A 22,169-nucleotide genomic window follows, 5' to 3' on the forward strand; every position below is an offset into this window, starting at 1 on the left:
TCTTCTCATAAAAAATGCCCCTAAAAAGTGTATAACTTTTTGGGGGCAGTCCATCAGCAGAGTTTCAAATTTATATTGCAAATGATTTTACATTCTATTCACGACATTAATTCCAAGAAGAGAAAGTCCTTTCTTAATCGTTTTTCCAGCCAAATCAGAAATCTGAAGACGGAATTGTTTCGCATTCTCATCATTTTGATTCAAAATTGGATTGTTCTGATAGAAAGAGTTGTAAGCTTTCACCAATTCATAAACATAATTTGCAACTAACGCAGGACTAAGTGATTCCGAAGCTTTTGCAATAACATCTTTGAACTCCGAAAGAAGCATTATCAAATCTTTCTCACCAACGTTCGGGAGATAAGCCTCAGAAAGCCCTTTTGCAGAATAATTTGCCTTATCCAAAAGCGACTGAATTCTCGCATAAGTATATTGAATAAACGGACCTGTATTTCCATTAAAATCGATACTTTCTGCAGGATTGAAAAGCATTTTCTTTTTCGGGTCAACCTTCAAGATGAAATATTTCAAAGCGCCCAATCCAACCGTCTCATAAGAGCGCTCTTTCTCTTCATCACTTAAACTCTCCAACTTACCAAGTTCCTGAGATTTTTCTTTCGCAGTCAGATACATTTCCTGAACAAGGTCATCTGCGTCAACCACAGTTCCTTCACGGGATTTCATTTTTCCTTCTGGCAATTCAACCATTCCGTAAGACAAATGATAAAGATGCTCAGCCCAATTATAACCCAATTTCTTCAAGATTTTGAACAAAACTTGGAAGTGATAATCCTGTTCGTTTCCAACAGTGTAAATCAATCTTTGGATGTTATTATCCTTGAAACGCTCCACAGCAGTTCCCAAATCCTGCGTCATATAAACCGAAGTTCCGTCTGAACGCAACAATAGTTTTTGGTCAAGACCTTCGTCCGTCAGGTCGCACCAAACAGAACCGTCTTCTTTTTTGTAAAGAACACCATTTTCCAAACCTTGCTGAATCAAATCTTTCCCCAAAAGATAAGTGTTACTCTCGTACTGAACTTGGTCAAAATTAACGCCCAATCTCGCATAAGTCTGATTAAATCCTGCATAAACCCAAGAATTCATCATTTCCCAAAGTTTGCGAACGTCAGCATCATTTTGTTCCCATTTCAAAAGCATTTCTTGAGCTTCGATGATAGAAGGCGCTTGTTTTTTTGCTGTTTCTTCGTCGATTCCGTCAGCAAGTTGCGCTTTGATTTCGGATTTATATAATTTGTCGAATTCCACATAATAGTTTCCGACCAATTTATCGCCTTTCAAACCTGTAGATTCAGGCGTTTCTCCGTTCCCGAATTTTTCCCAAGCCAACATCGATTTGCAGATGTGGATTCCACGGTCGTTGATGATTTGAGTTTTGATAACATTATAACCATCCGCTTTCAGGATTTCAGCCACAGAAAAACCGAGAAGATTATTTCTGATGTGTCCCAAATGGAGCGGTTTATTGGTATTTGGCGAAGAATATTCCACCATTACCGTTTCTTTTTTGAAAGGTGTAGAATCGAAGTTCTTTTCCGTTTCAGAAAACTCTTGTAAGAACGCTGAGTCTTTAACTTTCAAATTCAGAAAACCTTTCACGATTCCGAAATTTTCTATGAAATCGATTTGATTTTTGATTTCTTCACCAAGTTCATTTCCAAGAACATCTGGGCTTTTTTTTGCCAGTTTTACCAGTGGAAAAATCACGATTGTGAAATCGCCTTCAAACTCCGTTTTGTTCTTCTGGACTTCCAGCGTCACATTCTCGATGCTGTATAATTTGGAAACGATTTCCGATATTTTAGATTGTATATGTTGTTTGATAGTCATTGTAAAATATTGAGTTGCAAATTTAAAAATTTAAAATCTGTATTAAAGATTAAAGGAAGAAATGTTTTTTATTTACTTGATTTTTCGATTAGTTTACATAATTCAACAAATTCTTTTTCATCCTCATTACTGTCCGGACTAGTTCTAACTATTAAATGATACTCGCCATCAATTAATATTTCCAAAATCCATTCTTCTCCATCGGTGTACATTCTTGTTTCATTGGTTGGAAAATTCCAAATATTGATTTTTTTAATTTTTTCTAGTATCTCATTCCATTTTTTAGAACTTATTTCTCTGGTTTTATTATTAACTAGATTTCCTGTTTCATAACCACCTAAACCATTTGTTCGTTTATAAATTGATAGAAATTTATCATCAACTTGCTCAATTCTGTATGAATAAGGATTTGACCAAGTTCCTAAATGGGTGAATCTTATTATGTTTTGTTCTTTACCTTTTTTATTAAATAAAATTGGCTCTTTTAAAGTATAAAGATGTTTAGAATACCATTTATTAGTAAATGAACTTAATGAATCGTTTGGACCGCTATTTATTGTATCCCTTTTATATTTTGTTTCATCGAAAGTTGGGAAATATAATTCGCCTTTGTCGGTTTTGTCATAGCGATAATCAGTTGATAAACTTGCACAACTTACTATTGCTAACGCCAAAATAGAATAAAGACATTTTTTCATTTTAATTCTTTATTATTAATTAGCCAAAGCCAAAGCTTTCCTCTTGCTCAACCTCAAAAATCTAATAACCAAAAGAATCGCAGAAATCGTTAATCCAATTCCCAACGCAATCCACATCCCAAATGCACCCATTTTCATTGTCACACAAAGGAAAAATCCAACAGGAATCGTGAAAACCCAATACGCAACAAAAGTAATAATACTAGGGATTTTCACATCTTGAATTCCTCTCAGGCAACCTAAAGCCGTAACCTGAATTCCGTCTGATAACTGGAAAAGTGCCGCAATAATCATTAGTTTCGAAGCTAAATTGATAACCAAAACATCACTTTCTTTAGTGAAAAAATGGGGAAGAACATTTCTGAAAAGAATGAATATCAAACCACAGAATCCCATATAAATTAAAGTTAGTTTGAAATTATTAATTCCGATTTTTCTTAAACCTGCATAATCTCCAACGCCCATTTTGTTTCCAATCATCACCGTAGAAGCCACACTAAAACCAATACAAAGATTAAAGGTAAATGAAGCCATAGACAACGCAATCTGATGAGAAGCAATGTCAGTCGAACTAATTAATCCACAAATAAAAGCCGCCGCTGCAAAAGCTGTAACTTCAAAGAACATTTGCATTGCAGTTGGGAATCCCAGTTTTATCATTTTGGAAAACATCTCTTTACTGAATTCTGAAATTTTCAATGAGAATTCTTTGATATATCGTCTAGTTTTTGGTTCTTTTACCAATACAAAATATAAGAATACGACCATAAAGATTCTGGCAATCAAAGTTGCTAAAGCTGAACCTTGAACACCCATTGCAGGCAATCCGAAAAGTCCTTTGATGAAAACGTAATTCAATGCAATATTAATAACGTTCGCAATAATCGTGGCTTTCGTCACACCTATGGTAAATCCTAATCCTTCCGAAACTTCTCTTAAAGTCTGGAACATCATAAACGGAATCATCGTAAAAGCCATTATGCTCAAGAAACTAATTGTATTTGGAATAATTTCTTTCGGCTGATCAAGATGATAAATCAATGGAAGTGCAGATAACAAAATTATCATCAGCAAAATCCCGATTCCCAGATTAATCACAAATCCGTGTCTGAAAACCGAATTGATAGTGTCGTGTTTCCCTTGAGAATTAGCTTCAGAAACCAAAGGCGGAATCGCAAAAGAAAATCCCAAAGCCAATACAAAAATTGAGAAAAATAAGGCATTACCAAGAGAAACCGAAGCTAAAGCCTGCGCTCCTAAAAGTTTTCCCACGATGATGTTATCGAACAGGTTTACAGATACTTGTCCAACTTGTGTCAGCATTACAGGAAGTGCCAGTTTCAGTCCTTCCTGTGTATATTGTTTATTTAAAAAGTTCATTTTTTTATTTTTAAGTTTGTTTTTGAACACAAAGTCCACAAAGTTTTTTATTTTTTTTGTTCACAAAGTCGCTTCGCTTAACCAAGGTTTTATTTTCTTTAATAAGTTTTACGCCTTTGTGAACTTAAATGATTATAATCTTTTTTTGAAATTCTTTGTGAGCTTTGTGTTCAAAAAATTTCAAAAAAAAACCGCAGAAGAAACTGCGGTTAAATATAATATTTAATTAAGCTTACTTCTTTACAAAATTCGAGACGTCATCAGCAGTCACAGGGTCAGCACCCAAAATGATTAATCTTTCTACAACGTTTCTAAGTTCTCTGATGTTTCCTGTCCAGTCAAATTGCTGTAATGCTTTGATAGATTTCTCATCAAATTTCTTTGGAGCAGAACCATTTTCGTTCGCAATAACTTGAGTGAAATATTCCACTAATAATGGGATATCTTCTTTCCTGTCATTCAACGATGGAACATTGACTTCGATTACAGAAAGCCTGTGAAACAAATCTTCACGGAATTTTCCTTGCTCAATTTCTTTAGACAAATTCTTATTGGTTGCAGCGATAACACGGACGTCTACTTTGATTTCTTTGTCACTTCCGACAGGAGAAACTTTGCTTTCCTGCAATGCTCTTAGAACTTTGGCTTGAGCGACTAAACTCATATCACCAATTTCATCCAAGAAAATAGTTCCGCCGTTAGCCTGCTCAAATTTTCCAGATTTATCTTTGATTGCTCCAGTAAAAGAACCTTTTACGTGACCAAATAATTCACTTTCAATCAATTCTGAAGGAATCGCAGCACAGTTAACTTCTACCATTGGTCCGCGGGAACGTTCGCTTTGGGAGTGGATAGCGTGAGCTACCAATTCTTTACCCGCTCCGTTTGGTCCTGTGATTAGAACTCTTGCGTCGGAAGGAGCCACTTTATCAATGATTTCTTGGATTCTCTTAAGTGCAGAAGAATTACCAATCATCTGATATTTTTTGTTGACTTTTTTCTTAAGTTGAGAATTTTCCTGCTTCAGATTGGTGTTGGCTTTTTGAAGATTTCCTTTGTCAAGCGCATTTTTTACACTTGTTATCAATCGATTGATGTCAATTGGTTTGGAAATGAAATCATACGCACCTTCTTTCAAACAGCTGACGGCAGTGTCAATATCTGCGTGACCGGAAATCATTACAAAAGTAGTTTCTGGTTTTATCTGAAGTGTTTGTTTTAGTAATTCGGTACCGGAGATTTTTGGCATTTTGATATCAGAAATCACTAGAGCGAAGTCTTCCTTCTCTAGAAATTTGAAACCTTCCAAACCGTCCTCGGCTATTTCGAAGTGGTAATCTGGTAGTTCATCTGATAAAATACTGTGTAGAACTCCGGAAATTGCTTTTTCGTCTTCTACTATTAAGATTTTTTGCATAGGCACAAAGATAGTGATTTTAGATTTCGTAAAACGAATTAATTACGATTGATTATTTCAAAATTTGAAAAACTTCATAGCAAATTACCTGCCGAATTTTTGACTTGTTTTAAAACCACAAAAGCCACAAAAGCTGTTGTTCTTTTTAAGCATATTAAAAGTTGAAAAAGTTGTTTTATAAAACTTGGTTTTTTGCTCTTTTGGATGATTTTTTTGTGGTTTAAAGAATGTTTGTCATTTTGAACAATCTTTTATTCAACTATGATTTTCTTAGTAATCTGTTGGTTATCTATTTTAAAAGTTCCAAGATAAACACCTTTTGGAAGTTTGGAAATATCAATCCTTATTTGATTTTCGGTTTTACTGACTGTTTTTCCTTCAAGATTTGTTATCGTAAAGCTAAACTTTTGATTTTTATTACTCGGAATTTCCAGATGAAGATAGTCTTTTGCCGGATTTGGGGAAACTTTGAAATTTTTCAAAGCTTCTTTTGCAGTATCTAAGCTTAGCATTTGACTTGCAATCGCAAAATGTTGAACTGCTCCAGTTGTAGCCTTCGCAATATTGTAAATGTAAACTGGGTCTAGATTAGAATAAGTGTCGTTAACCGTGTGTGCATAAGGTGTTTCGTTGTACTCGAAAAGTCCGGTGATGATTTCTCCATTTGATTGAAATGGCATATAATCCGATGCGTAGGCGTAACTCAAATTGGTTTTCAAAGTGGAATAAAGCGTCACACAATTCATCAATTGTTGTGTGAAAGTATTGGACGCCGAGTTGTTGGAACTTGGACTATTAGATTCATCTCTTTCGCAAGTAATCGTGTCATTGGTTTGACCTTTGATTCCGCCAACTTCATCGATATTAAGAACCAAACGAATGCTCATTTTCGGAGACGTTCCATTCACGACACTTGTTACATAATGCTGAGAACCAAGCAATCCTTGTTCTTCGCCTGAAAAATTGATGAATTTGATTGAATATTCTGTAGGAACATTTTTGAGTAGTCTCGCTAATTCCAGAATTACGGAAACACCACTTCCGTTATCATTAGTCCCTGTTCCTGTAATTGTATCGTAATGTCCGCAAACAATAATGTAAGTGTTAGGATATTTGGTTCCCGTTTTTGTAACAATAATATTGGACGTTGATTGCGCGCCGTAATTAAAAGAATCTTTTGTGATTTCAGTTTCCGAATATCCGAAGGAAAGATATTTGTTTCTTAACCAATTATAAGCATTGTTGTTGGCTGTTGAGCCTGTGGTTTTCACGCCCAAAGCTTCAAATTCCTGTAAATAAGTGTTGATATTGGTCTGAGAAACCAAATTAGCGACATTCGCGTAATCTTGATTGAATGTTTGAGAATTTGCAAAAAATCCTAAAAATAAGACAGAAAATAGTAAGTTCTTCATCTTCATTATTAATAATTGGCAAATATAATTAAAAAGGAGAAGACAAATTGTTGTCTTCTCCTTTTCGTGAAAAACTATTACTAACTTAAAACTAATTAGTTGCTTTTCTGAATTCTGCTTTCACATCTTCTGCGGTGTCCTTGGTTTTTTCCCAAGCATCAGAAGCTGTGTCTTTTGTTGTTTCCCATGCTTTATCTGCGAAGTCTTTTGTGTCTTCCCAAGTGTCGGAAATATTAGATTTCAGATTTTCGAAGAAACCGTCTCTTGTTGGCTCCTCATTTTTCCTTTTCTGCTCATCTATATATGAGCGAGCTCTGTCTGCATACTCATTTACTTTGTTTTTAGCGGTATCCGCTGCACTTTCCAAAGAATTTTCTGTTCTGTTTACAGCTCTTTCTGCGTCATTGTATTTTTCGTCGTGCGTACTCATAATATTTTGTTTTTAGTGATTAATATTGAAAAATTTGATTTGATGTTAATCAATTATTCAATTAGAATGCCGAGAAATCTTAATGAACGTTAATGTTTTGTTTTGAATTTATAATGTTTCCTAAATTGACGTCAAAATTAAAAGCAATGGAAAAAATTAGATGTGCGTGGTGCGGAACGGATGAACTCTATCAAAAGTATCACGACGAAGAATGGGGAAGATTGGTAATCGATGATGCAACAATGTTTGAGTTTCTGATTCTCGAAAGTTTCCAAGCAGGATTGAGCTGGATTACGATTCTAAGAAAGCGAGAAACTTTCAGAAAAGCATTTGATAATTTCGATTATAAGAAGATTGCAAAATATGGCGAAGGTAAAATCGAGGAATTGATGCAGGACACAGGAATCGTGAGAAACCGATTAAAAGTAAACGCTTCCATTTCCAATGCGCAGAAGTTTATGGAACTTCAGAAAGAATTCGGGAGTTTTTATAATTACATCTCAACCTTCACAGGCGGAAACCGAATTGTGAACATTTGGAAAGTTCATACAGAAGCACCAGCGACAACTGAATTGTCTGATGCCATTAGCAAAGATTTGAAGAAAAGAGGATTCAAATTTTTAGGTTCTACGGTTATCTACTCTCATCTGCAGGCTACCGGAATTGTGGATGACCATATTGAAAGTTGTTTTGTGAGAAACTAAATAAAAACAAAAAGCAACATTCATTTCTGAATATTGCTTTTCTAATATCTAAAGTCTAATCTCTAACTTCTACTTAATAATTCTGTCAAGAACCCACTCAATCATCATTTTTTCTGATGCGTGATGATCGCTTGCAAATTCGCCACGTCTTCTGTTGGCGATAACGCAGTTCACAGTGATTGCTTTGTGTCCTAACAATTTGGATAAACCATAGATTGCCGAAGTTTCCATTTCGAAGTTAGAAACACCAAGGTCATTCAAAGTTTCAAGGAATTTGTCATCCAAAGCTTTCAGTCTTAACTGACGACCTTGAGGTGCATAGAATCCAGGGAAAGTTGCCGTGTTTCCTCTGTATTTTGCATCAGCATAATAACCAGCGATATCTTCTGCCCAATCTGAGAAATACAACATTGGCTTGATTCTCTCATAAGGAAACTTCTCCAAGAAATTCTTACTGAATTCATTCTCAAAGTTATAATCCTGATAAAAATGCATTAATCCGTCAAGCCCAACTACATTTTCTGTCACCAGCATATTGTTAACTTCAATATCAGGATTCACACTTCCGCAAGTTCCCATACGGAAAAGCTCCAGCGACTTGTGCTCTTTTTTGAATTCTTTTGCCTTCAAATCGATGTTAACCAAAGCATCCAATTCGTTCATCACGATATCGATGTTCTCTGTCCCGATTCCTGTTGACATTACCGTGATTCTCTCGCCACGCAAAGTTCCAGTGTGTGTGTAGAATTCTCTTTTATTTTTCTTGATTTCGATAGTATCAAAGAATTTAGAAACTTTTGGAACTCTGTCTGGGTCGCCCACAAGAAGTACTTTGTCTGCAAGGTCTTCCGGAAGAAGATTCAAGTGATACACACTTCCGTCGTCATTAAGAACCAATTCGGAATCTGCTAGTTTGTTTATCATATTTATAATTTATTTTATTTGAATATTTTGAAAATAAAAAGGTCTTAAAGTTAACAAAATTCTTCATCCGCAAAAGGATAGATGCTTTTTAATTTTGAAAAAAACATTTTCATTTCTTTTCAAACTTCTTTTCACCACATAGTCACATAGTTTTGAAAGAGGAAATAGTGTCACGAAATTTCTATTTTCTCTTTATTATAAGAAATTTCTATGTGTCTATGTGGTTTGATTAAATTTTGAAATCTCATTTGCAACCCAAAATCCTGTACTGAAACAGGCTTGCAAAAGATAACCGCCTGTTGGCGCTTCCCAATCTATCATTTCGCCAGCGCAGAAAACATTCGGGAAATTGTAAAGTTCCAATTTATCATTCAAAGCGGAGAATGAAACTCCGCCGGAAGTCGAAATCACTTCATCGATTGGTCGGAAACTCAGAATCTCAATTGGGAATTTCTTAATCGTTTTCGATAAGTTTTCTATGTTGGTGTAGCTTTCTTTGTCTAGAGTTTTCAGAAGGTTGAGTGCGGTTGTTGAAAGCTTTAATTTTCGTTTCAAAATCTGACTAATCTTTTCATTTCCGTTGAGTTGTTCGAAGATTTCTGCTTCTGAAAGATTCGGTTTTAAATCGATGTTGATGATTAATGGAAAATCGTGTTTTCTTGTGAAGCGATTTAGGTAATAGATGGGACTTCCTTCGATGCCATATTTTGTAAAAACTACTTCTCCGATTTTATCATTATTCTCAAAAGATACTTTGATGTTTTTAAGATATTGACCTTGTAATTGATGAAATTTCGAATCTGTATTATAACCAGAATTGGCGGACTCCAAAGGGGTGATGTCTATGTTTTTTGATTTTAAAATCTCAATCCATTTAGCATCGGAACCTGTCTTTTTCCAAGAACCTCCACCCATCGCTAAAATCAATTTTGAATATTCAATTTTAAGTTCTTTCTCTCTGTTTTTAAGCGTAATAGAATTTTCGTCAAAATCTAAAAAAGTATGCTCATAATGAATTGTAACGCCCAATTGTTCCAATCTATCCAGCCAAGCTTTCAAAACCTGAATCGGTTTAAAATTTTTCGTAGGAAATATTTTCCCAGAACTTCCAACGTAGGTCGTAACGCCCAAGTCAGAAAGCCAATCGATAACTTTTTTATTATCAAAATTCTTTACAATATTTCGGATTTCTGGCGCATCATATTTTTCGATAAAAGTTTCTAAATCTTCGCTATGAGTCAGATTGAAACCACCATTTCCTGCTACCAAGAATTTTCTTCCAGAGGCTTTGTTTTGTTCGTAGATTTGAACTTTAAAACCTTTCTCCGCAAGAATTTGCGATGCCATCAATCCTGCAGGACCAGCGCCAATGATGATGATTTGATTGTCAGGAATTTGTTTCAAAGATTGTTTTTTTCTGAGGAAGTTAGAAGTTTAGAAATTACACAAAGGCACAAAAGGTTTATTAATGAAAAGGATTTTGTTTTTAAGGCACAAAGTTTAGCTTCGCCGATATAAAAATCAAAGATTTTTCATTGTATCTTAAAGTATGATTTATAATAAATAATCCTTAGTGTCTTTGTGTTTAACTTCTAAGGATAAAATCATTCATCATTTATAATTTATCATTAATAATTATTCTCATCCTCCAACACGTTTTGTTTTGTAACCCATTTCTTTTAGGATGGTCATTATTTTGTCACGGTTGTCGCCTTGGATGATGATAACGCCGTCTTTTTCCGAACCACCGATTCCTAATTTGGTTTTGATTTTTTTCGAGATTTCTTTCAAGCCTTCATCATCGCCTTCCCAGCCTTCGATTAGGGTAACAGGTTTTCCGTTTCTGCCTTTCTTCTCGAATTTGCAGACCAAAGGTTCTTTCTGTTTGAAGTTTTCTTTTGCTTCATCGGGCATTTGGAAATCCTGTTCTTCGTGTTCGGGGAAAAGGTTTTTTAGTTGGTCTCTTAAGTCCATTTTGTCTGTTTAAATGAGGCTTTAAAATTACAGATATTAGTTGAGTGGTGAAAGTTAAGATTTGGAATTGTTTTGAAAGGATGTTGTATGAAGGTTGATGGCTTATTATTTTGGAATGTGGTGAATGCTTCTTTGGAGTTTGTGTACTCTTTCTGTATCCACTGTATATACTAACACCAATTTTGGTCTAATACAACAGCATTACTCCTCCATTATTCTATTGGACTCTATTGGACTTGTATTGGAGTTGTATTGGATTTGTTCTGGATTGAACGAGGATGGAGGAGGTGGTGTGTTTTGTAAAGATAGGGAATTTTTTTGTTGGTCTCTTAAGTCCATTTTGTATCTTTAAATGAGGGTTTCAAATTACAGATGTTAGTTGATTGATGAAAGTTATAAAGAGGAATTATGAAGCTTATTTCAATTGTATTTCATAAAAAGCTTTCAACAATTAAGATGATTTGTGTTTGTGTAAGAGCATTATGTATATTTGGATAATATTAATGATTTTATGAAAACATATTTTGCAGATATAATCCCTAAGATTAAGAAATTTAGCAAACGTCTTGATGATTTAACCATCTTAATGAATCAGCATTGGATTTCTCTTGAAGATATTAATGAAGTAAAACGTGTTTTTATTTTTAGAAATGAAAATAAATTATTAATATCTAAGAATGGAATTGTTGAAAAAGGTAGCTGGGAATATTTAGGAAATGATTCTTTATTATTAGAAATGAGTGAGGGTAATTATTTGTTTAAAAAGGACTTTATTGATGAAAATTTAATTGCATTTAAACAAGATAGTACTGATAGATATGTTCTTTTTATTAATGAAACTAAGTTTCATAATGAATTAAATAATATAGATGATGTTGTAAGGTTTCTTGAGAATAAATATTATAAAAAAATTAAGGAATATAATAAACCAATTATAAACTTAGATGCAGAATATGGATATAAACTAATTGACGAAAGAAAAAAGATGAATTTTACTTGGGGTGATTATGTTGAATATCATATAGTGTTTACAAATGGACAATCTGGAAATGTTTATAAAGGAGGATATACAGAAAAATATTTTTATGTAGATAAAGATTCTAGTAAAAAATATTTTATAAATTTTGAGGATTCTGTATATGCACTTTATTTATATTTGAAAAGTAGTCTTTGATATGGTATTTTAGATTTTGAAAATTAACTTATATATAAAAATACCCATCAAAATTCCCATGCTAGTGCGAGCGTCCCGCTCGGACCTACTAATATCAAGACACGAGATGGAAGCTCGCGCTAGCGATTCAATCAAAAAAATCATCAAAAATTATTAGAACCCTTTTTCATTTACTAATGTCAAAGACACGAGCTAGAAGCTCGCGCTAGCGATCCAATCAAAAAAATCGTCAAAAATTATTAGAACCCTTTTTCATTTCGTAAATTTGTAGTAACAAAACAAAATTAAAAATGTCAAAAAAAGCAATTCTTGCAATATTAGATGGCTGGGGAATCGGTCTTAATGACAAAGTTTCTGCATTGGCTCAGGCTAATACGCCTTTCATAGATTCGGCACTTAAAAACTTTCCTAATACAACACTTGAAGCGAGTGGTTTGGCGGTTGGTTTACCGGCTGGACAAATGGGGAACTCGGAGGTTGGTCATATGAATCTTGGTGCAGGTAGAGTCGTTTACCAAAACCTTGTAAAACTAAATATGGCTGTAGAAAATGGAAGTCTTGGAAAAGAGCAAGTCATCCAAGATGCTTTCGAATATGCTAAAGCCAACAACAAAAAAGTACATTTCATTGGGTTGGTTTCCAATGGTGGTGTGCATTCTCATATCAATCATTTGAAAGGTTTATTGACTGCTGCCCACGAATTTGGATTTACAGACAATGTTTTCGTTCACGCTTTCACAGATGGACGTGATTGCGACCCGAAATCCGGAAAAGGTTTCATCGAAGATTTATTAAATCATATGAAATCTACAACCGGAAAATTGGCTTCTGTGATTGGTCGTTATTATGCGATGGACAGAGATAAGCGTTGGGAGCGTGTGAAACTGGCTTATGATGTAATGGTAAATGGTGTTGGAAAAGAGTCGAAAGATTTCGTTCAGGCGATTCAGGATTCCTATAACGAGGATGTTACGGATGAATTTATCCTTCCAATCGTGAATGTTCAAAACCATTTCCCAATTGCAAAAATCGAAGACCACGATGTTGTGATTTCTTTCAACTTCCGTACAGACAGAGGTCGTGAGATTACAGAAGTACTTTCTCAGCAGGATTTCCCGGAGTATGGAATGAAAAAGCTGGATTTGTACTATGTGACTTTGACGAATTATGATAAAACATTCCAGAATGTAAAAGTTGTTTTTGATGAGAATGTTCTTCAAAAAACAATGGGAGAAGTTTTGGAATCTGCAGGTAAATCTCAAATCAGAATTGCTGAAACTGAGAAATATCCACACGTCACATTCTTTTTCTCAGGCGGTCGTGAAGCCGAATTCGTTCAAGAAAGACGTTTGCTTTGTCCAAGTCCGAAAGATGTTCCAACTTACGATTTGAAACCGGAAATGTCGGCTTATGATATTACCAACGCCATTGTTCCGGAATTGGAAAAAGAATCCGCGGATTTTGTAGTTCTTAACTTTGCGAACACAGATATGGTCGGTCATACAGGCGTTTTCTCAGCGGCGGTAAAAGCGGCGGAAGTTGTGGATTCTTGCATTCAAAAAGTGGCAACTACAGCTTATGAACACGGATATGCAGTTTTCATCTTGGCAGACCACGGAAACTCTGATGTAATGATAAATCCAGACGGTTCTCCAAACACGCAACACTCTACGAATTTGGTTCCGTTCATTGTTATGGACAAAGACCACACTTGGAATTTGACACCAGGAAAATTGGGCGATGTAGCTCCAACTATCTTAAGTGTGATGGGTGTAGAAATTCCTGAGGAAATGACAGGAAATATTCTTGCGAACTAAAAATGTATAAGGAGTTTTCCTCCCTTTAGTGTTGGGAAAAAGAAAATTTAATTTAGAAATAAAATAGGAAAGTCGGTTTTAAAACCGGCTTTTCCTTTGAACGTCCTTGTAATAAATTTCAAAAAAAGGAATTTATATAATTCGTATATTTGCTCACTTATTTTCATAAAAAAACAATAATGATAAAAAGTAACAAAAAACTAGCAATCGATTTCGATGGAACTATTGTAGATGATGCTTATCCGGGAATTGGGAAAGCCAAAACATTTGCATTCGAAACTTTGAAAAAACTTCAGGGAGAAGGTTATAGATTGATTCTTTGGACTTACCGTCACGGTAAATCTTTGGAAGAAGCAGTAGAGTTTTGCAGAAAAAACGGATTGGAGTTTTATGCTGTTAATTCCAGTTTTGAAGGCGAGGTTTTCGATTCCGAAACACAATCCAGAAAAATTGATGCAGACCTTTTCATTGATGATAGAAATCTTGGTGGATTCCCAGGTTGGGGAGAAATCTATCAAATCATCAACGAAAGAATAGAATTCCAGGTTGCTGGAGGCGAAGTTCATGCCTACTCCAAAATGAAAAAAGAAAAGAAAAAAGGGCTTTTTTGGTAAAATTAAAGACTAAATAGATAATAGACGAATAGATGATAGACTTGGGTGTCTATTTTCTATTCGTCTATTATCTAAATATCTAAAATAAAGTAATGATTCAACTCAAAAATATAGAAGAGCTTCGATTGATGAAGCAAAGTGCAAGATTAGTTTCCCAAACTCTAGGTATGTTAGCTAAAGAAATAAAACCTGGAGTTACAACACTTCATCTTGATAAATTGGCTTACGATTTTATCAAAGACCACGGCGCAGAACCTGCGTTTCTTGGTTATGGCGGTTTTCCTGCCTCACTTTGTATCTCTCCGAATGATCAAGTCGTTCACGGAATTCCGAATGCTGAACCTATTAAAGAAGGTACAATCCTATCCGTAGATTGTGGTGTTTTCTGGAATGGTTTTGTTGGCGATCACGCTTATACTTTTGAAGTGGGAGAAGTTTCTGATGAGGTTAAAAAACTGTTGAGAGTTACAAAAGAATCTTTGTATAAAGGAATTGAACAATGTGTGAGAGGGAAACGTATAGGAGATATTTCCAATGCTATCCAAAAGCATTGCGAAAAAGAAGGTTATGGTGTTGTTCGTGAGCTAGTTGGTCACGGTGTTGGAAGACAAATGCATGAGGATCCGCAAGTTCCCAATTATGGAAGATCGGGCAGTGGGAAAGTTCTGAAAGACGGAATTTGTCTTGCCATCGAACCGATGATTAACCTTGGAACAGAAAAAGTGAAGTTTCATAATGATGGATGGACGGTTACAACATTGGACAACAAACCATCTGCGCATTTTGAACACGATGTTTGTGTTTACAATGGTAAGCCAGTTTTGCTTTCTACTTACGATTATATTTACGAAGCTTTAGGAATTAAATCTGACGAAGAAAAAGCTTTCCAAGTTGATTTTTAATTCTTAAAATATTGTATAGAAGCCACGAAGTTGTAGAATGTTGGTAGAAATTAAATTGTAGTAAGTATTGAGCGACGAAGTCGCGACATATTGGTAGTAGTAGAAACGAAATATTTGTAATTATGAAGGTGCGAAACACCGAAATGTTGGTTGATTCTATTAACTAAAATTCAATTGCTATGGCGGATTCCAACGCAACTTATTCTCAAATTCATATTCAATTGGTTTTCGCAGTTAAATTTCGAGAGGCTTTGATTCAAAAAGACTGGAAAGAAGAACTCTATAAATATATCACAGGCATTGTTCAAAATAACAATCATAAGTTATTATCTATAAATGGAATGCCAGACCATATTCACATTTTAATTGGATTGAGACCAAATCAAGCGCTTTCTGAATTGGTGAATCAAATTAAGAGTAATTCTTCAAAATGGATAAATGATAAGCATTTTTTATCAGTAAGGTTTGAATGGCAGAAAGGCTATGGTGCGTTTTCGTATGGGAAATCTCAAATTTCAGATGTCATTAATTATATCAATAAGCAAGAAATTCATCATCAAAAAAAATCTTTTAAAGATGAATATTTGGATTTTTTGAATAAATTTGGTGTAGAATATAATGAAGAATATATTTTTAATGAATTAATGTAATACCAAATTGTCGGGGCTTCGCAATTCTTCCAACATTTCGGTGCTTCGCACCTTTGTCTTGATAATGAATATTTCTACCGACATTTCGCGACTTCGTCGCTTCCTATAAAAATACAAATTGAAGAAACTAGCCCAATTCCTGCTCAATAAAATTCCGAGACCAACGCTTATTAATCTAAGCCTATTTTTGCGTCCTATAATTGTATTGTTTTTCAAAGGGAATAATTTTACAGATCCAATCGACGGAAGGTCTTATCGCAAATTTTTGCCTTACGGTTACGGAAAACAACGAGCAAATGCCTTGTCTCCAGGAACTTTATCCTTGGAAAGACATCGTCAAATGTGGCTTTATCTTCAGAATGAAACTAATTTCTTTACCGCAAATTTAAAGGTTCTTCATATTGCGCCTGAGCAAGAATTTCTTAGGAAATTCAAGAAAATGAAGAATTTGGATTACACTTCTGCCGATTTGTTTTCTCCGATTGTGGATGTAAAAGCTGATATTCTTGATTTACCTTTTGAAGATAATAGTTATGATGTCATTATCTGCAATCACGTTTTGGAGCATATTATTGATGATAGAAAAGCAATGTCCGAACTATACCGAGTAATGAAAAGTGGAGGTTGGGGAATTGTCCAAGTTCCGATGAAAAATTCTCTTGAAAAAACATATGAAGATTTCACAATCACAGATCCGAAAGAACGGCAGAAACATTTTGGACAATATGACCACGTTCGTTGGTACGGAATGGATTATTTTGACCGTCTGAAAAGTGTTGGTTTTGAAACTGAAATCAATTTCTATTCTCAAAAATTCTCAGAAGCTGATATCAAAAGATTTGGTCTTAATAAGAATGAGATCCTTCCTGTTGTGAGGAAATAATAATTATTTTTCTGTCAAATATTTAGATTTATTGACATAGTAATCCAAAATTGCTACGCCGAGATAGTAGATTCCGCCAAACATCATATTCATCTTTATTTCGTTGTCGTCAAACAAAAAGTAAGATAAAGAAAAGAGTAAAAGAAAAAACCATAATAATAACTTTCCTGCATAAACACTTGCAAATCTTGCTGTCATTTCTCCATCTTTTATTTTTTGAGATTGTATCAAACATTGAATCAGAACTACCAAATATCCACACAAAAGTTCCTCTTCTTTGAACAAGTCGAAGGAATAAAAATATAAAACAGACCCTGATAAAACCAATCCAAAAATCAAAAATTTAAGAAACATATTCGCTTTTTTCATCTTTGAAAAAATCAAAGTTGAAAAGATAAACAGCGGATAAACCAGAAAAACTGAGTACAACATATATTTGTAATTCAATAGTTCGGGCGTTTCTTCTCCCTCCGAAATCCAAAATAACCTAAAGTACAGAAACGATAAGTAAAGCGAATTGAAACTGAATAGAATTGGAAGCGGTTGAGGTTTCATATTACGATCAAATTTGCAAAAAATATTTTATTCTGGAGGTTAGTAATGAAAGTAAAATTGGTAATTCTTGCCGTAATTCTGGTAATAGTTTTTAATTAAACTTGATGTAACTTTGCTTTATTGGGAATCTTTGTTGGAAATGTCTATCAATAAGTTTTCATAAACCAAATTTTCTGGTAATTTTAAATGTTTAATTCAAACGTTTGTTTGATTGGATTGTGTTAAATATTCTTTAAAATTATTTTTTAACTTATTGTATATCAATAATAATAGTTTTTCTTGATTATCTTTGATAGATTTTATTATTATTTATATAACGTATAATTTATATATAATCAATAAATTTGAACGTTTGTTTGAAAACATGTCTAAAAAAATAGTATTTATGAGGAATATCGCGATTAGTTTTTTTGTTGTTTTAGGTCTTTTGACATCTTGTTCGAAGTCAGAAAATAAAGATGACAAAAAAGAATTGCCACCACAACCATATCAATATATTGTTGCGAAAAGTGGTCCTGCTGAAAATCTTACACAATATCCTGCAAGATTGGAAGGCATACAGAATGTAGAAATTCGTCCGAAGATTGACGGATTTGTTGAAAGAATTTATGTAGATGAAGGTAGCCAAGTGAAGCAAGGACAACTTTTGTTCCTTATCAGAAATCCACAGTACGAGCAGTCTGTTTTGGCTGCCCAAGCGACTGTGAACAGTGCAAAAGCTCAAGTTGCTACAGCTCAGATGCAAGTGACGAAAACCAAACCTTTGGTTGATAAAAAAATCATTTCTGCATATGAATTAGAAGCTGCAGAATTAGCACTTAAATCTGCAAAAGCGGCTTTGGCTGAGACACAAGCTCAGTTGACTAATGCGCAGGTTAATCAAGGTTATACAAAATTATTTAGTCCTGTGAGTGGAGTAGTTGGTACACTTCCTTACAAAGCTGGTAGTTACATCAGCAGCGCAACTGCACAACCATTGACAACAGTTTCGAATGTTTCAAAAGTGTTCGCTTATTTTTCAATTAATGAAAAACAACAGCTAGACTTTTTTAAGCACGCAACCGGAGCTACAATTCAGGAAAAAATTAACAACTCGCCTTTGGTAGATTTGATTTTATCTGACGGAAGCAAATACAACGAAAAAGGAAAAATAGAATCCATCAGTGGTTTGGTTGACCCCAATACAGGCTCTTTCTCTGTGAGAGCAACTTTCCCCAATCCAAATGGACTTTTGAGAAGTGGATATAGTGCAACTGTACAGTTACCAAACAATATGGAAGATGTAATCATCATTCCACAATCTGCAACTTATGAGTTACAAGGTAAAGTTTTCACTTATGTTATCGGAAGTAATAACAAAGTGAAATCTACAGAAATTAAAGTTGAAGATTTGCCAGATGGATTGACTTATGCAGTAACTTCTGGTCTTAAACAAGGTGATAAAGTTGTTGTAGAAGGAACTGGTCTTCTTAAAGATGATACGGAAGTTGTTCCGAAAGAAACGACATTACAAAACGTTATCAACAAAAAATAGCATTAGTATTTAATTTGAAAGATGGGAGAACTGGATTCTCATTGTAAACTTTTTCTTTCATCTTTTCTCTATTATCTCAAATAATATATGTTTAAAAAATTTATAGAAAGGCCGGTTTTATCTACGGTTATTTCCATTATCATCGTAATTCTCGGTGTTTTGGGAATTGTTTCGTTACCGGTTTCACAATATCCCGACATTGCACCACCAACAGTAGTTGTAAGTGCAAGTTATCAAGGTGCTAATGCCGATGTAATTCTTAAAAGTGTTATAGTCCCATTAGAAGAACAAATCAATGGAGTTGAAGGGATGACTTATATGACATCTACGGCGACCAATGACGGAACGGGCTCGGTAACAGTTTATTTCAAACAAGGAGTTGATCCGGATATTGCGGCGGTAAACGTTCAGAACAGGGTTTCCAGAGCTACACCATTGTTACCAGCCGAAGTTACTCAAGCCGGGGTTACAACTACGAAAAGACAAAGTTCTAACGTTTTGATTTTCTCGCTTTATAGTGAGAATCCGGAATTCGATATGACTTTCCTTCAAAACTATGCGAATATTAATATCATTCCTCAGGTTAAAAGGGTAACAGGTGTTGGAGATGTAATGGTTTTTGGAACCAAGGATTACTCTATGAGAATTTGGTTGGATCCAAATAAAATGGCTTCTTACGGATTGATTCCTTCTGATATTAGAACAGTTTTGGCAGAACAGAATATCGAAGCTGCGCCAGGAAGTTTAGGTGACGAAAGTAATCAGGCTTTCCGTTATACATTAAAATATAAAGGAAGATTGACTGAGATTCCTGAGTTTGATAATATCGTTATCAAAGCTACAACAACCGGTCAAATCCTAAGATTGAAAGATGTTGCAAAAGTAGAACTTGGAGCGCAAGATTATACAAGTAGTAGTAATACAGACGGACACCCATCTATTGGTATGGCTGTTGCACAAACCGCAGGTTCCAATGCGCAGGATGTAATCAATCAATCGATTGCTGTTTTAGATAAGGCTCAAGCTTCTTTTCCAAAAGGTGTAAAATATGTGACTCTTGTTAATGCGAACGACTTCTTGGATGCTTCAATTGAAAAAGTTATTCACACACTATTTGAAGCTTTTATACTAGTATTTATTGTTGTTTTCTTATTCTTACAAGATTGGCGTTCTACAATGATTCCGGCAATTTCGGTTCCAGTTGCGATTGTTGGTACGTTCTTTTTCCTGAGTATATTCGGGTTTACAATTAACTTATTAACGCTTTTCGCGTTGATTCTGGCAGTTGGTATTGTGGTGGATGATGCGATTGTGGTTGTGGAAGCGGTCCATAGTAAATTAGAACAAGGTGAGAAATCTCCTCTAAGAGCTTCTATTAATGCGATGGATGAAATTAGTGGAGCGATTATCAGTATTACGTTGGTAATGGCAGCTGTTTTCATTCCTGTGAGTTTTATTACGGGTTCTGCAGGGGTTTTCTATAAACAGTTTGGATTAACACTGGCAATCTCAATTGTACTATCTGCTGTTAATGCATTGACTCTGAGTCCTGCATTATGTGCCATTTTCTTGAAGCCTCACTCTCACGAAGAAGCGAAAAAGAATTTTATACAAAGGTTCTTTACTAATTTCAATATTATTTTTGACGCTTTTACCAAAAGATATTCCCGAGGTGTTTTATTCTTATTAAGAAAAAAATGGATGGCTTTTGTTGGACTTTTGGCATTTACAGGGCTTTTTGTTTGGTTGATGAATACAACGCCTAAATCCTTTGTTCCAAGTGAAGATATGGGTGGTATTTTTATGGATATTTCGCTTCCGATTGGTTCCAACGAGAATAGAACAAAAGAGGTTCTTGCCAAAGTTGAAGAGATTGTAAAGAAACAACCGGAAGTACTTCATATTTTCAAAGTTTCCGGACGAGGAATGATTAGTGGTACAGGTTCTAATAACGGGATGTTGATTGTAAAACTGAAGGACTGGAAAGACCGAACCAAAAAAGGAGAAGATTTGCAGTCATTCGTTGCAAGAATGTACAAAGAAACTGCGGGAATCAAAGATGCAAAAATGACATTCTTCGGAAGACCAACTTTGCAGGGATTTGGTAATGCGGCTGGTTTCGAATTACAAATTCAGGATCAGAAAGGTGGAAATATTAGTGACCTTAATAAAGTGACAAATGATTTTATCGATAAGATGAATCAGCGTCCGGAGATTCAGAGGACGTTTACTTCTTTCAACCCGAATTATCCTCAATATATGATTGATATTGATATTCCTGCTGCAAAAGCGGCTGGTTTCTCAGTCTCAGATATCTTGAGTACGATGCAAGGTTATTATGGTGGAGTATATTCATCCAACATCAACTTGTTTGGAAAACAATACCGTGTAATTTATCAAGCTCCTTATGAAGCTAGAGAGAACGTGGAAAGTTTTAATATGATTCAGGTTCGAAATGCAAATGGAGAAATGGCACCGTTAAACAGATTCATTACTGCTAGAAGAGTTTATGGACCTCAGGCAATTGGACGTTTCAATCTATTTACTGCGATTTCTATAAACGGAACACCAAATCCAGGATTCTCTTCTGGAGATGCTCTGAATGCTGTTCAAGAGGTTGCATCTCAAACACTTCCGCAAGGTTACGGTTTCGAATATTCTGGTTTAACGAGAGAGGAAGTAAGTGCAGGAAGTCAGACAGCTCTTATTTTTGCACTTTGTTGTGTATTTGTTTATTTCCTTTTGGCAGCACAATATGAAAGTTATTTGTTACCATTTGCGGTAATGCTTTCACTTCCTGTTGGTTTGGCAGGAGCAATGATGTTCAGTGCTTGGATTGGAGGTTCTAACAATATTTATACGCAGATTTCACTCATTATGTTGATTGGTCTCTTGGCGAAGAATGCAATTTTGATTGTAGAATTTGCTTTGGATGCAAGGAAAAAAGGTTACACCATTGGGCACGCTGCAATTAGTGGTGCAAAACAAAGACTTCGTCCGATTTTGATGACATCTTTTGCCTTTATTTTCGGTTTGGTTCCGTTGGCAATTTCAACAGGAGCAGGAGCTGTAGGTAATCAATCGATTGGAATTGGAGCAATTGGAGGGATGTTATTCGGAACGATTTTCGGAGTGTTCTTTATCCCGATTTTATTTGCAGTATTTATGTATTTGCAGGAAAAAGTGAGTGGCAAAAAAGATCTTGAAACATACGAAGGAGAACTTAGCGAATAACCAATAAAAGTTAGAA

At 34.9% G+C, this 22,169-nt stretch carries 19 protein-coding genes; 9 read left to right on the top strand and 10 right to left on the bottom strand.

Annotation, left to right across the window (positions count from 1 at the left end):
• Positions 1-87: 87 nt before the first annotated feature.
• From argS to RTY06_RS14455, 6 genes are all read right to left on the bottom strand, one after another.
• Positions 88-1,851, bottom strand: coding sequence for an arginine--tRNA ligase (gene argS, locus RTY06_RS14430; RefSeq protein WP_312825679.1), 1,764 nt, complete (start codon positions 1,849-1,851; stop codon positions 88-90).
• 68 nt (positions 1,852-1,919) lie between these two features.
• Positions 1,920-2,549 carry a hypothetical protein gene (locus RTY06_RS14435; protein WP_312825680.1) on the bottom strand — a complete coding sequence of 210 codons (630 nt, stop codon included), beginning with the start codon at positions 2,547-2,549 and terminating at the stop codon, positions 1,920-1,922.
• A 15-nt stretch (positions 2,550-2,564) separates the two neighbouring features.
• Positions 2,565-3,929: an MATE family efflux transporter gene (locus tag RTY06_RS14440; RefSeq protein ID WP_312825681.1), complete on the bottom strand. Its 1,365-nt coding sequence runs from the start codon at positions 3,927-3,929 to the stop codon at positions 2,565-2,567.
• A 232-nt stretch (positions 3,930-4,161) separates the two neighbouring features.
• Positions 4,162-5,346, bottom strand: coding sequence for a sigma-54 dependent transcriptional regulator (locus RTY06_RS14445; RefSeq protein ID WP_312825682.1), 1,185 nt, complete (start codon positions 5,344-5,346; stop codon positions 4,162-4,164).
• A gap of 251 nt (positions 5,347-5,597) precedes the next feature.
• Positions 5,598-6,758: a M28 family peptidase gene (locus RTY06_RS14450; protein WP_312825683.1), complete on the bottom strand. Its 1,161-nt coding sequence runs from the start codon at positions 6,756-6,758 to the stop codon at positions 5,598-5,600.
• A 91-nt stretch (positions 6,759-6,849) separates the two neighbouring features.
• Positions 6,850-7,188 (bottom strand): hypothetical protein, encoded by a 339-nt coding sequence (locus tag RTY06_RS14455; protein WP_312825684.1) that lies wholly within the window; start codon positions 7,186-7,188, stop codon positions 6,850-6,852.
• Positions 7,189-7,334: 146 nt separating this feature from the next.
• On the opposite strand from RTY06_RS14455, the gene RTY06_RS14460 reads away from it, so the two are divergent.
• Positions 7,335-7,892: a DNA-3-methyladenine glycosylase I gene (locus RTY06_RS14460; protein ID WP_312825685.1), complete on the top strand. Its 558-nt coding sequence runs from the start codon at positions 7,335-7,337 to the stop codon at positions 7,890-7,892.
• Positions 7,893-7,961: 69 nt separating this feature from the next.
• Here the strand turns inward: RTY06_RS14460 and RTY06_RS14465 are convergent, their stop codons facing one another.
• The 3 genes from RTY06_RS14465 to RTY06_RS14475 all read right to left on the bottom strand — a co-directional run bounded on the left by RTY06_RS14465 (position 7,962) and on the right by RTY06_RS14475 (position 10,790).
• On the bottom strand, positions 7,962-8,816 hold the full coding sequence (locus RTY06_RS14465) for a nucleoside phosphorylase (protein ID WP_312825686.1): 855 nt from the start codon (positions 8,814-8,816) through the stop codon (positions 7,962-7,964).
• A 216-nt stretch (positions 8,817-9,032) separates the two neighbouring features.
• Positions 9,033-10,220: a TIGR03862 family flavoprotein gene (locus RTY06_RS14470; RefSeq protein ID WP_312825687.1), complete on the bottom strand. Its 1,188-nt coding sequence runs from the start codon at positions 10,218-10,220 to the stop codon at positions 9,033-9,035.
• Positions 10,221-10,457: 237 nt separating this feature from the next.
• Positions 10,458-10,790, bottom strand: coding sequence for a translation initiation factor (locus tag RTY06_RS14475; RefSeq protein WP_116034755.1), 333 nt, complete (start codon positions 10,788-10,790; stop codon positions 10,458-10,460).
• Between the two features lie 511 nt (positions 10,791-11,301).
• Here RTY06_RS14475 and RTY06_RS14480 point away from each other — a divergent pair.
• From RTY06_RS14480 to RTY06_RS14505, 6 genes are all read left to right on the top strand, one after another.
• Positions 11,302-11,964 carry a hypothetical protein gene (locus RTY06_RS14480; protein ID WP_312825688.1) on the top strand — a complete coding sequence of 221 codons (663 nt, stop codon included), beginning with the start codon at positions 11,302-11,304 and terminating at the stop codon, positions 11,962-11,964.
• Positions 11,965-12,254: 290 nt separating this feature from the next.
• Entirely contained in the window at positions 12,255-13,781 is a 1,527-nt protein-coding gene (gene gpmI, locus RTY06_RS14485) for a 2,3-bisphosphoglycerate-independent phosphoglycerate mutase (protein WP_312825689.1), read from the top strand.
• A gap of 182 nt (positions 13,782-13,963) precedes the next feature.
• A complete protein-coding gene (locus tag RTY06_RS14490) occupies positions 13,964-14,395 on the top strand; it encodes a BT0820 family HAD-type phosphatase (RefSeq protein ID WP_116034791.1) in 432 nt (143 codons plus the stop codon).
• 92 nt (positions 14,396-14,487) lie between these two features.
• The gene (gene map / locus RTY06_RS14495) at positions 14,488-15,297 is read left to right on the top strand and encodes a type I methionyl aminopeptidase (protein WP_312825690.1); all 810 of its coding nucleotides are present in this window, start codon (positions 14,488-14,490) and stop codon (positions 15,295-15,297) included.
• A gap of 179 nt (positions 15,298-15,476) precedes the next feature.
• On the top strand, positions 15,477-15,947 hold the full coding sequence (gene tnpA, locus RTY06_RS14500) for an IS200/IS605 family transposase (RefSeq protein ID WP_312825691.1): 471 nt from the start codon (positions 15,477-15,479) through the stop codon (positions 15,945-15,947).
• A 118-nt stretch (positions 15,948-16,065) separates the two neighbouring features.
• Positions 16,066-16,830, top strand: a complete 765-nt coding sequence (locus tag RTY06_RS14505) for a class I SAM-dependent methyltransferase (RefSeq protein WP_312825692.1) — start codon at positions 16,066-16,068, stop codon at positions 16,828-16,830.
• A 3-nt stretch (positions 16,831-16,833) separates the two neighbouring features.
• Here the strand turns inward: RTY06_RS14505 and RTY06_RS14510 are convergent, their stop codons facing one another.
• Positions 16,834-17,385, bottom strand: a complete 552-nt coding sequence (locus RTY06_RS14510; RefSeq protein WP_312825693.1) for a hypothetical protein — start codon at positions 17,383-17,385, stop codon at positions 16,834-16,836.
• A 385-nt stretch (positions 17,386-17,770) separates the two neighbouring features.
• Between RTY06_RS14510 and RTY06_RS14515 the strand changes: the two genes are divergently transcribed.
• The gene (locus tag RTY06_RS14515) at positions 17,771-18,919 is read left to right on the top strand and encodes an efflux RND transporter periplasmic adaptor subunit (RefSeq protein WP_312825694.1); all 1,149 of its coding nucleotides are present in this window, start codon (positions 17,771-17,773) and stop codon (positions 18,917-18,919) included.
• Between the two features lie 87 nt (positions 18,920-19,006).
• Complete coding sequence (locus RTY06_RS14520; RefSeq protein WP_312825695.1) at positions 19,007-22,153, top strand: efflux RND transporter permease subunit; 3,147 nt, start codon at positions 19,007-19,009, stop codon at positions 22,151-22,153.
• Positions 22,154-22,169 lie beyond the last annotated feature (16 nt).

The sequence above is a fragment of the Epilithonimonas sp. genome (assembly GCF_032055105.1).
In the GTDB taxonomy this organism is placed as follows: domain Bacteria; phylum Bacteroidota; class Bacteroidia; order Flavobacteriales; family Weeksellaceae; genus Epilithonimonas.

Coding starts and splice junctions, on each gene's coding strand:
- argS (WP_312825679.1), bottom strand. CDS start 1,851: ATGACTATCAAACAACATATACAATCTAAAATATCGGAAATCGTTTCC.
- RTY06_RS14435 (WP_312825680.1), bottom strand. CDS start 2,549: ATGAAAAAATGTCTTTATTCTATTTTGGCGTTAGCAATAGTAAGTTGT.
- RTY06_RS14440 (WP_312825681.1), bottom strand. CDS start 3,929: ATGAACTTTTTAAATAAACAATATACACAGGAAGGACTGAAACTGGCA.
- RTY06_RS14445 (WP_312825682.1), bottom strand. CDS start 5,346: ATGCAAAAAATCTTAATAGTAGAAGACGAAAAAGCAATTTCCGGAGTT.
- RTY06_RS14450 (WP_312825683.1), bottom strand. CDS start 6,758: ATGAAGAACTTACTATTTTCTGTCTTATTTTTAGGATTTTTTGCAAAT.
- RTY06_RS14455 (WP_312825684.1), bottom strand. CDS start 7,188: ATGAGTACGCACGACGAAAAATACAATGACGCAGAAAGAGCTGTAAAC.
- RTY06_RS14460 (WP_312825685.1), top strand. CDS start 7,335: ATGGAAAAAATTAGATGTGCGTGGTGCGGAACGGATGAACTCTATCAA.
- RTY06_RS14465 (WP_312825686.1), bottom strand. CDS start 8,816: ATGATAAACAAACTAGCAGATTCCGAATTGGTTCTTAATGACGACGGA.
- RTY06_RS14475 (WP_116034755.1), bottom strand. CDS start 10,790: ATGGACTTAAGAGACCAACTAAAAAACCTTTTCCCCGAACACGAAGAA.
- RTY06_RS14480 (WP_312825688.1), top strand. CDS start 11,302: ATGAAAACATATTTTGCAGATATAATCCCTAAGATTAAGAAATTTAGC.
- gpmI (WP_312825689.1), top strand. CDS start 12,255: ATGTCAAAAAAAGCAATTCTTGCAATATTAGATGGCTGGGGAATCGGT.
- map (WP_312825690.1), top strand. CDS start 14,488: ATGATTCAACTCAAAAATATAGAAGAGCTTCGATTGATGAAGCAAAGT.
- tnpA (WP_312825691.1), top strand. CDS start 15,477: ATGGCGGATTCCAACGCAACTTATTCTCAAATTCATATTCAATTGGTT.
- RTY06_RS14510 (WP_312825693.1), bottom strand. CDS start 17,385: ATGAAACCTCAACCGCTTCCAATTCTATTCAGTTTCAATTCGCTTTAC.
- RTY06_RS14515 (WP_312825694.1), top strand. CDS start 17,771: ATGAGGAATATCGCGATTAGTTTTTTTGTTGTTTTAGGTCTTTTGACA.
- RTY06_RS14520 (WP_312825695.1), top strand. CDS start 19,007: ATGTTTAAAAAATTTATAGAAAGGCCGGTTTTATCTACGGTTATTTCC.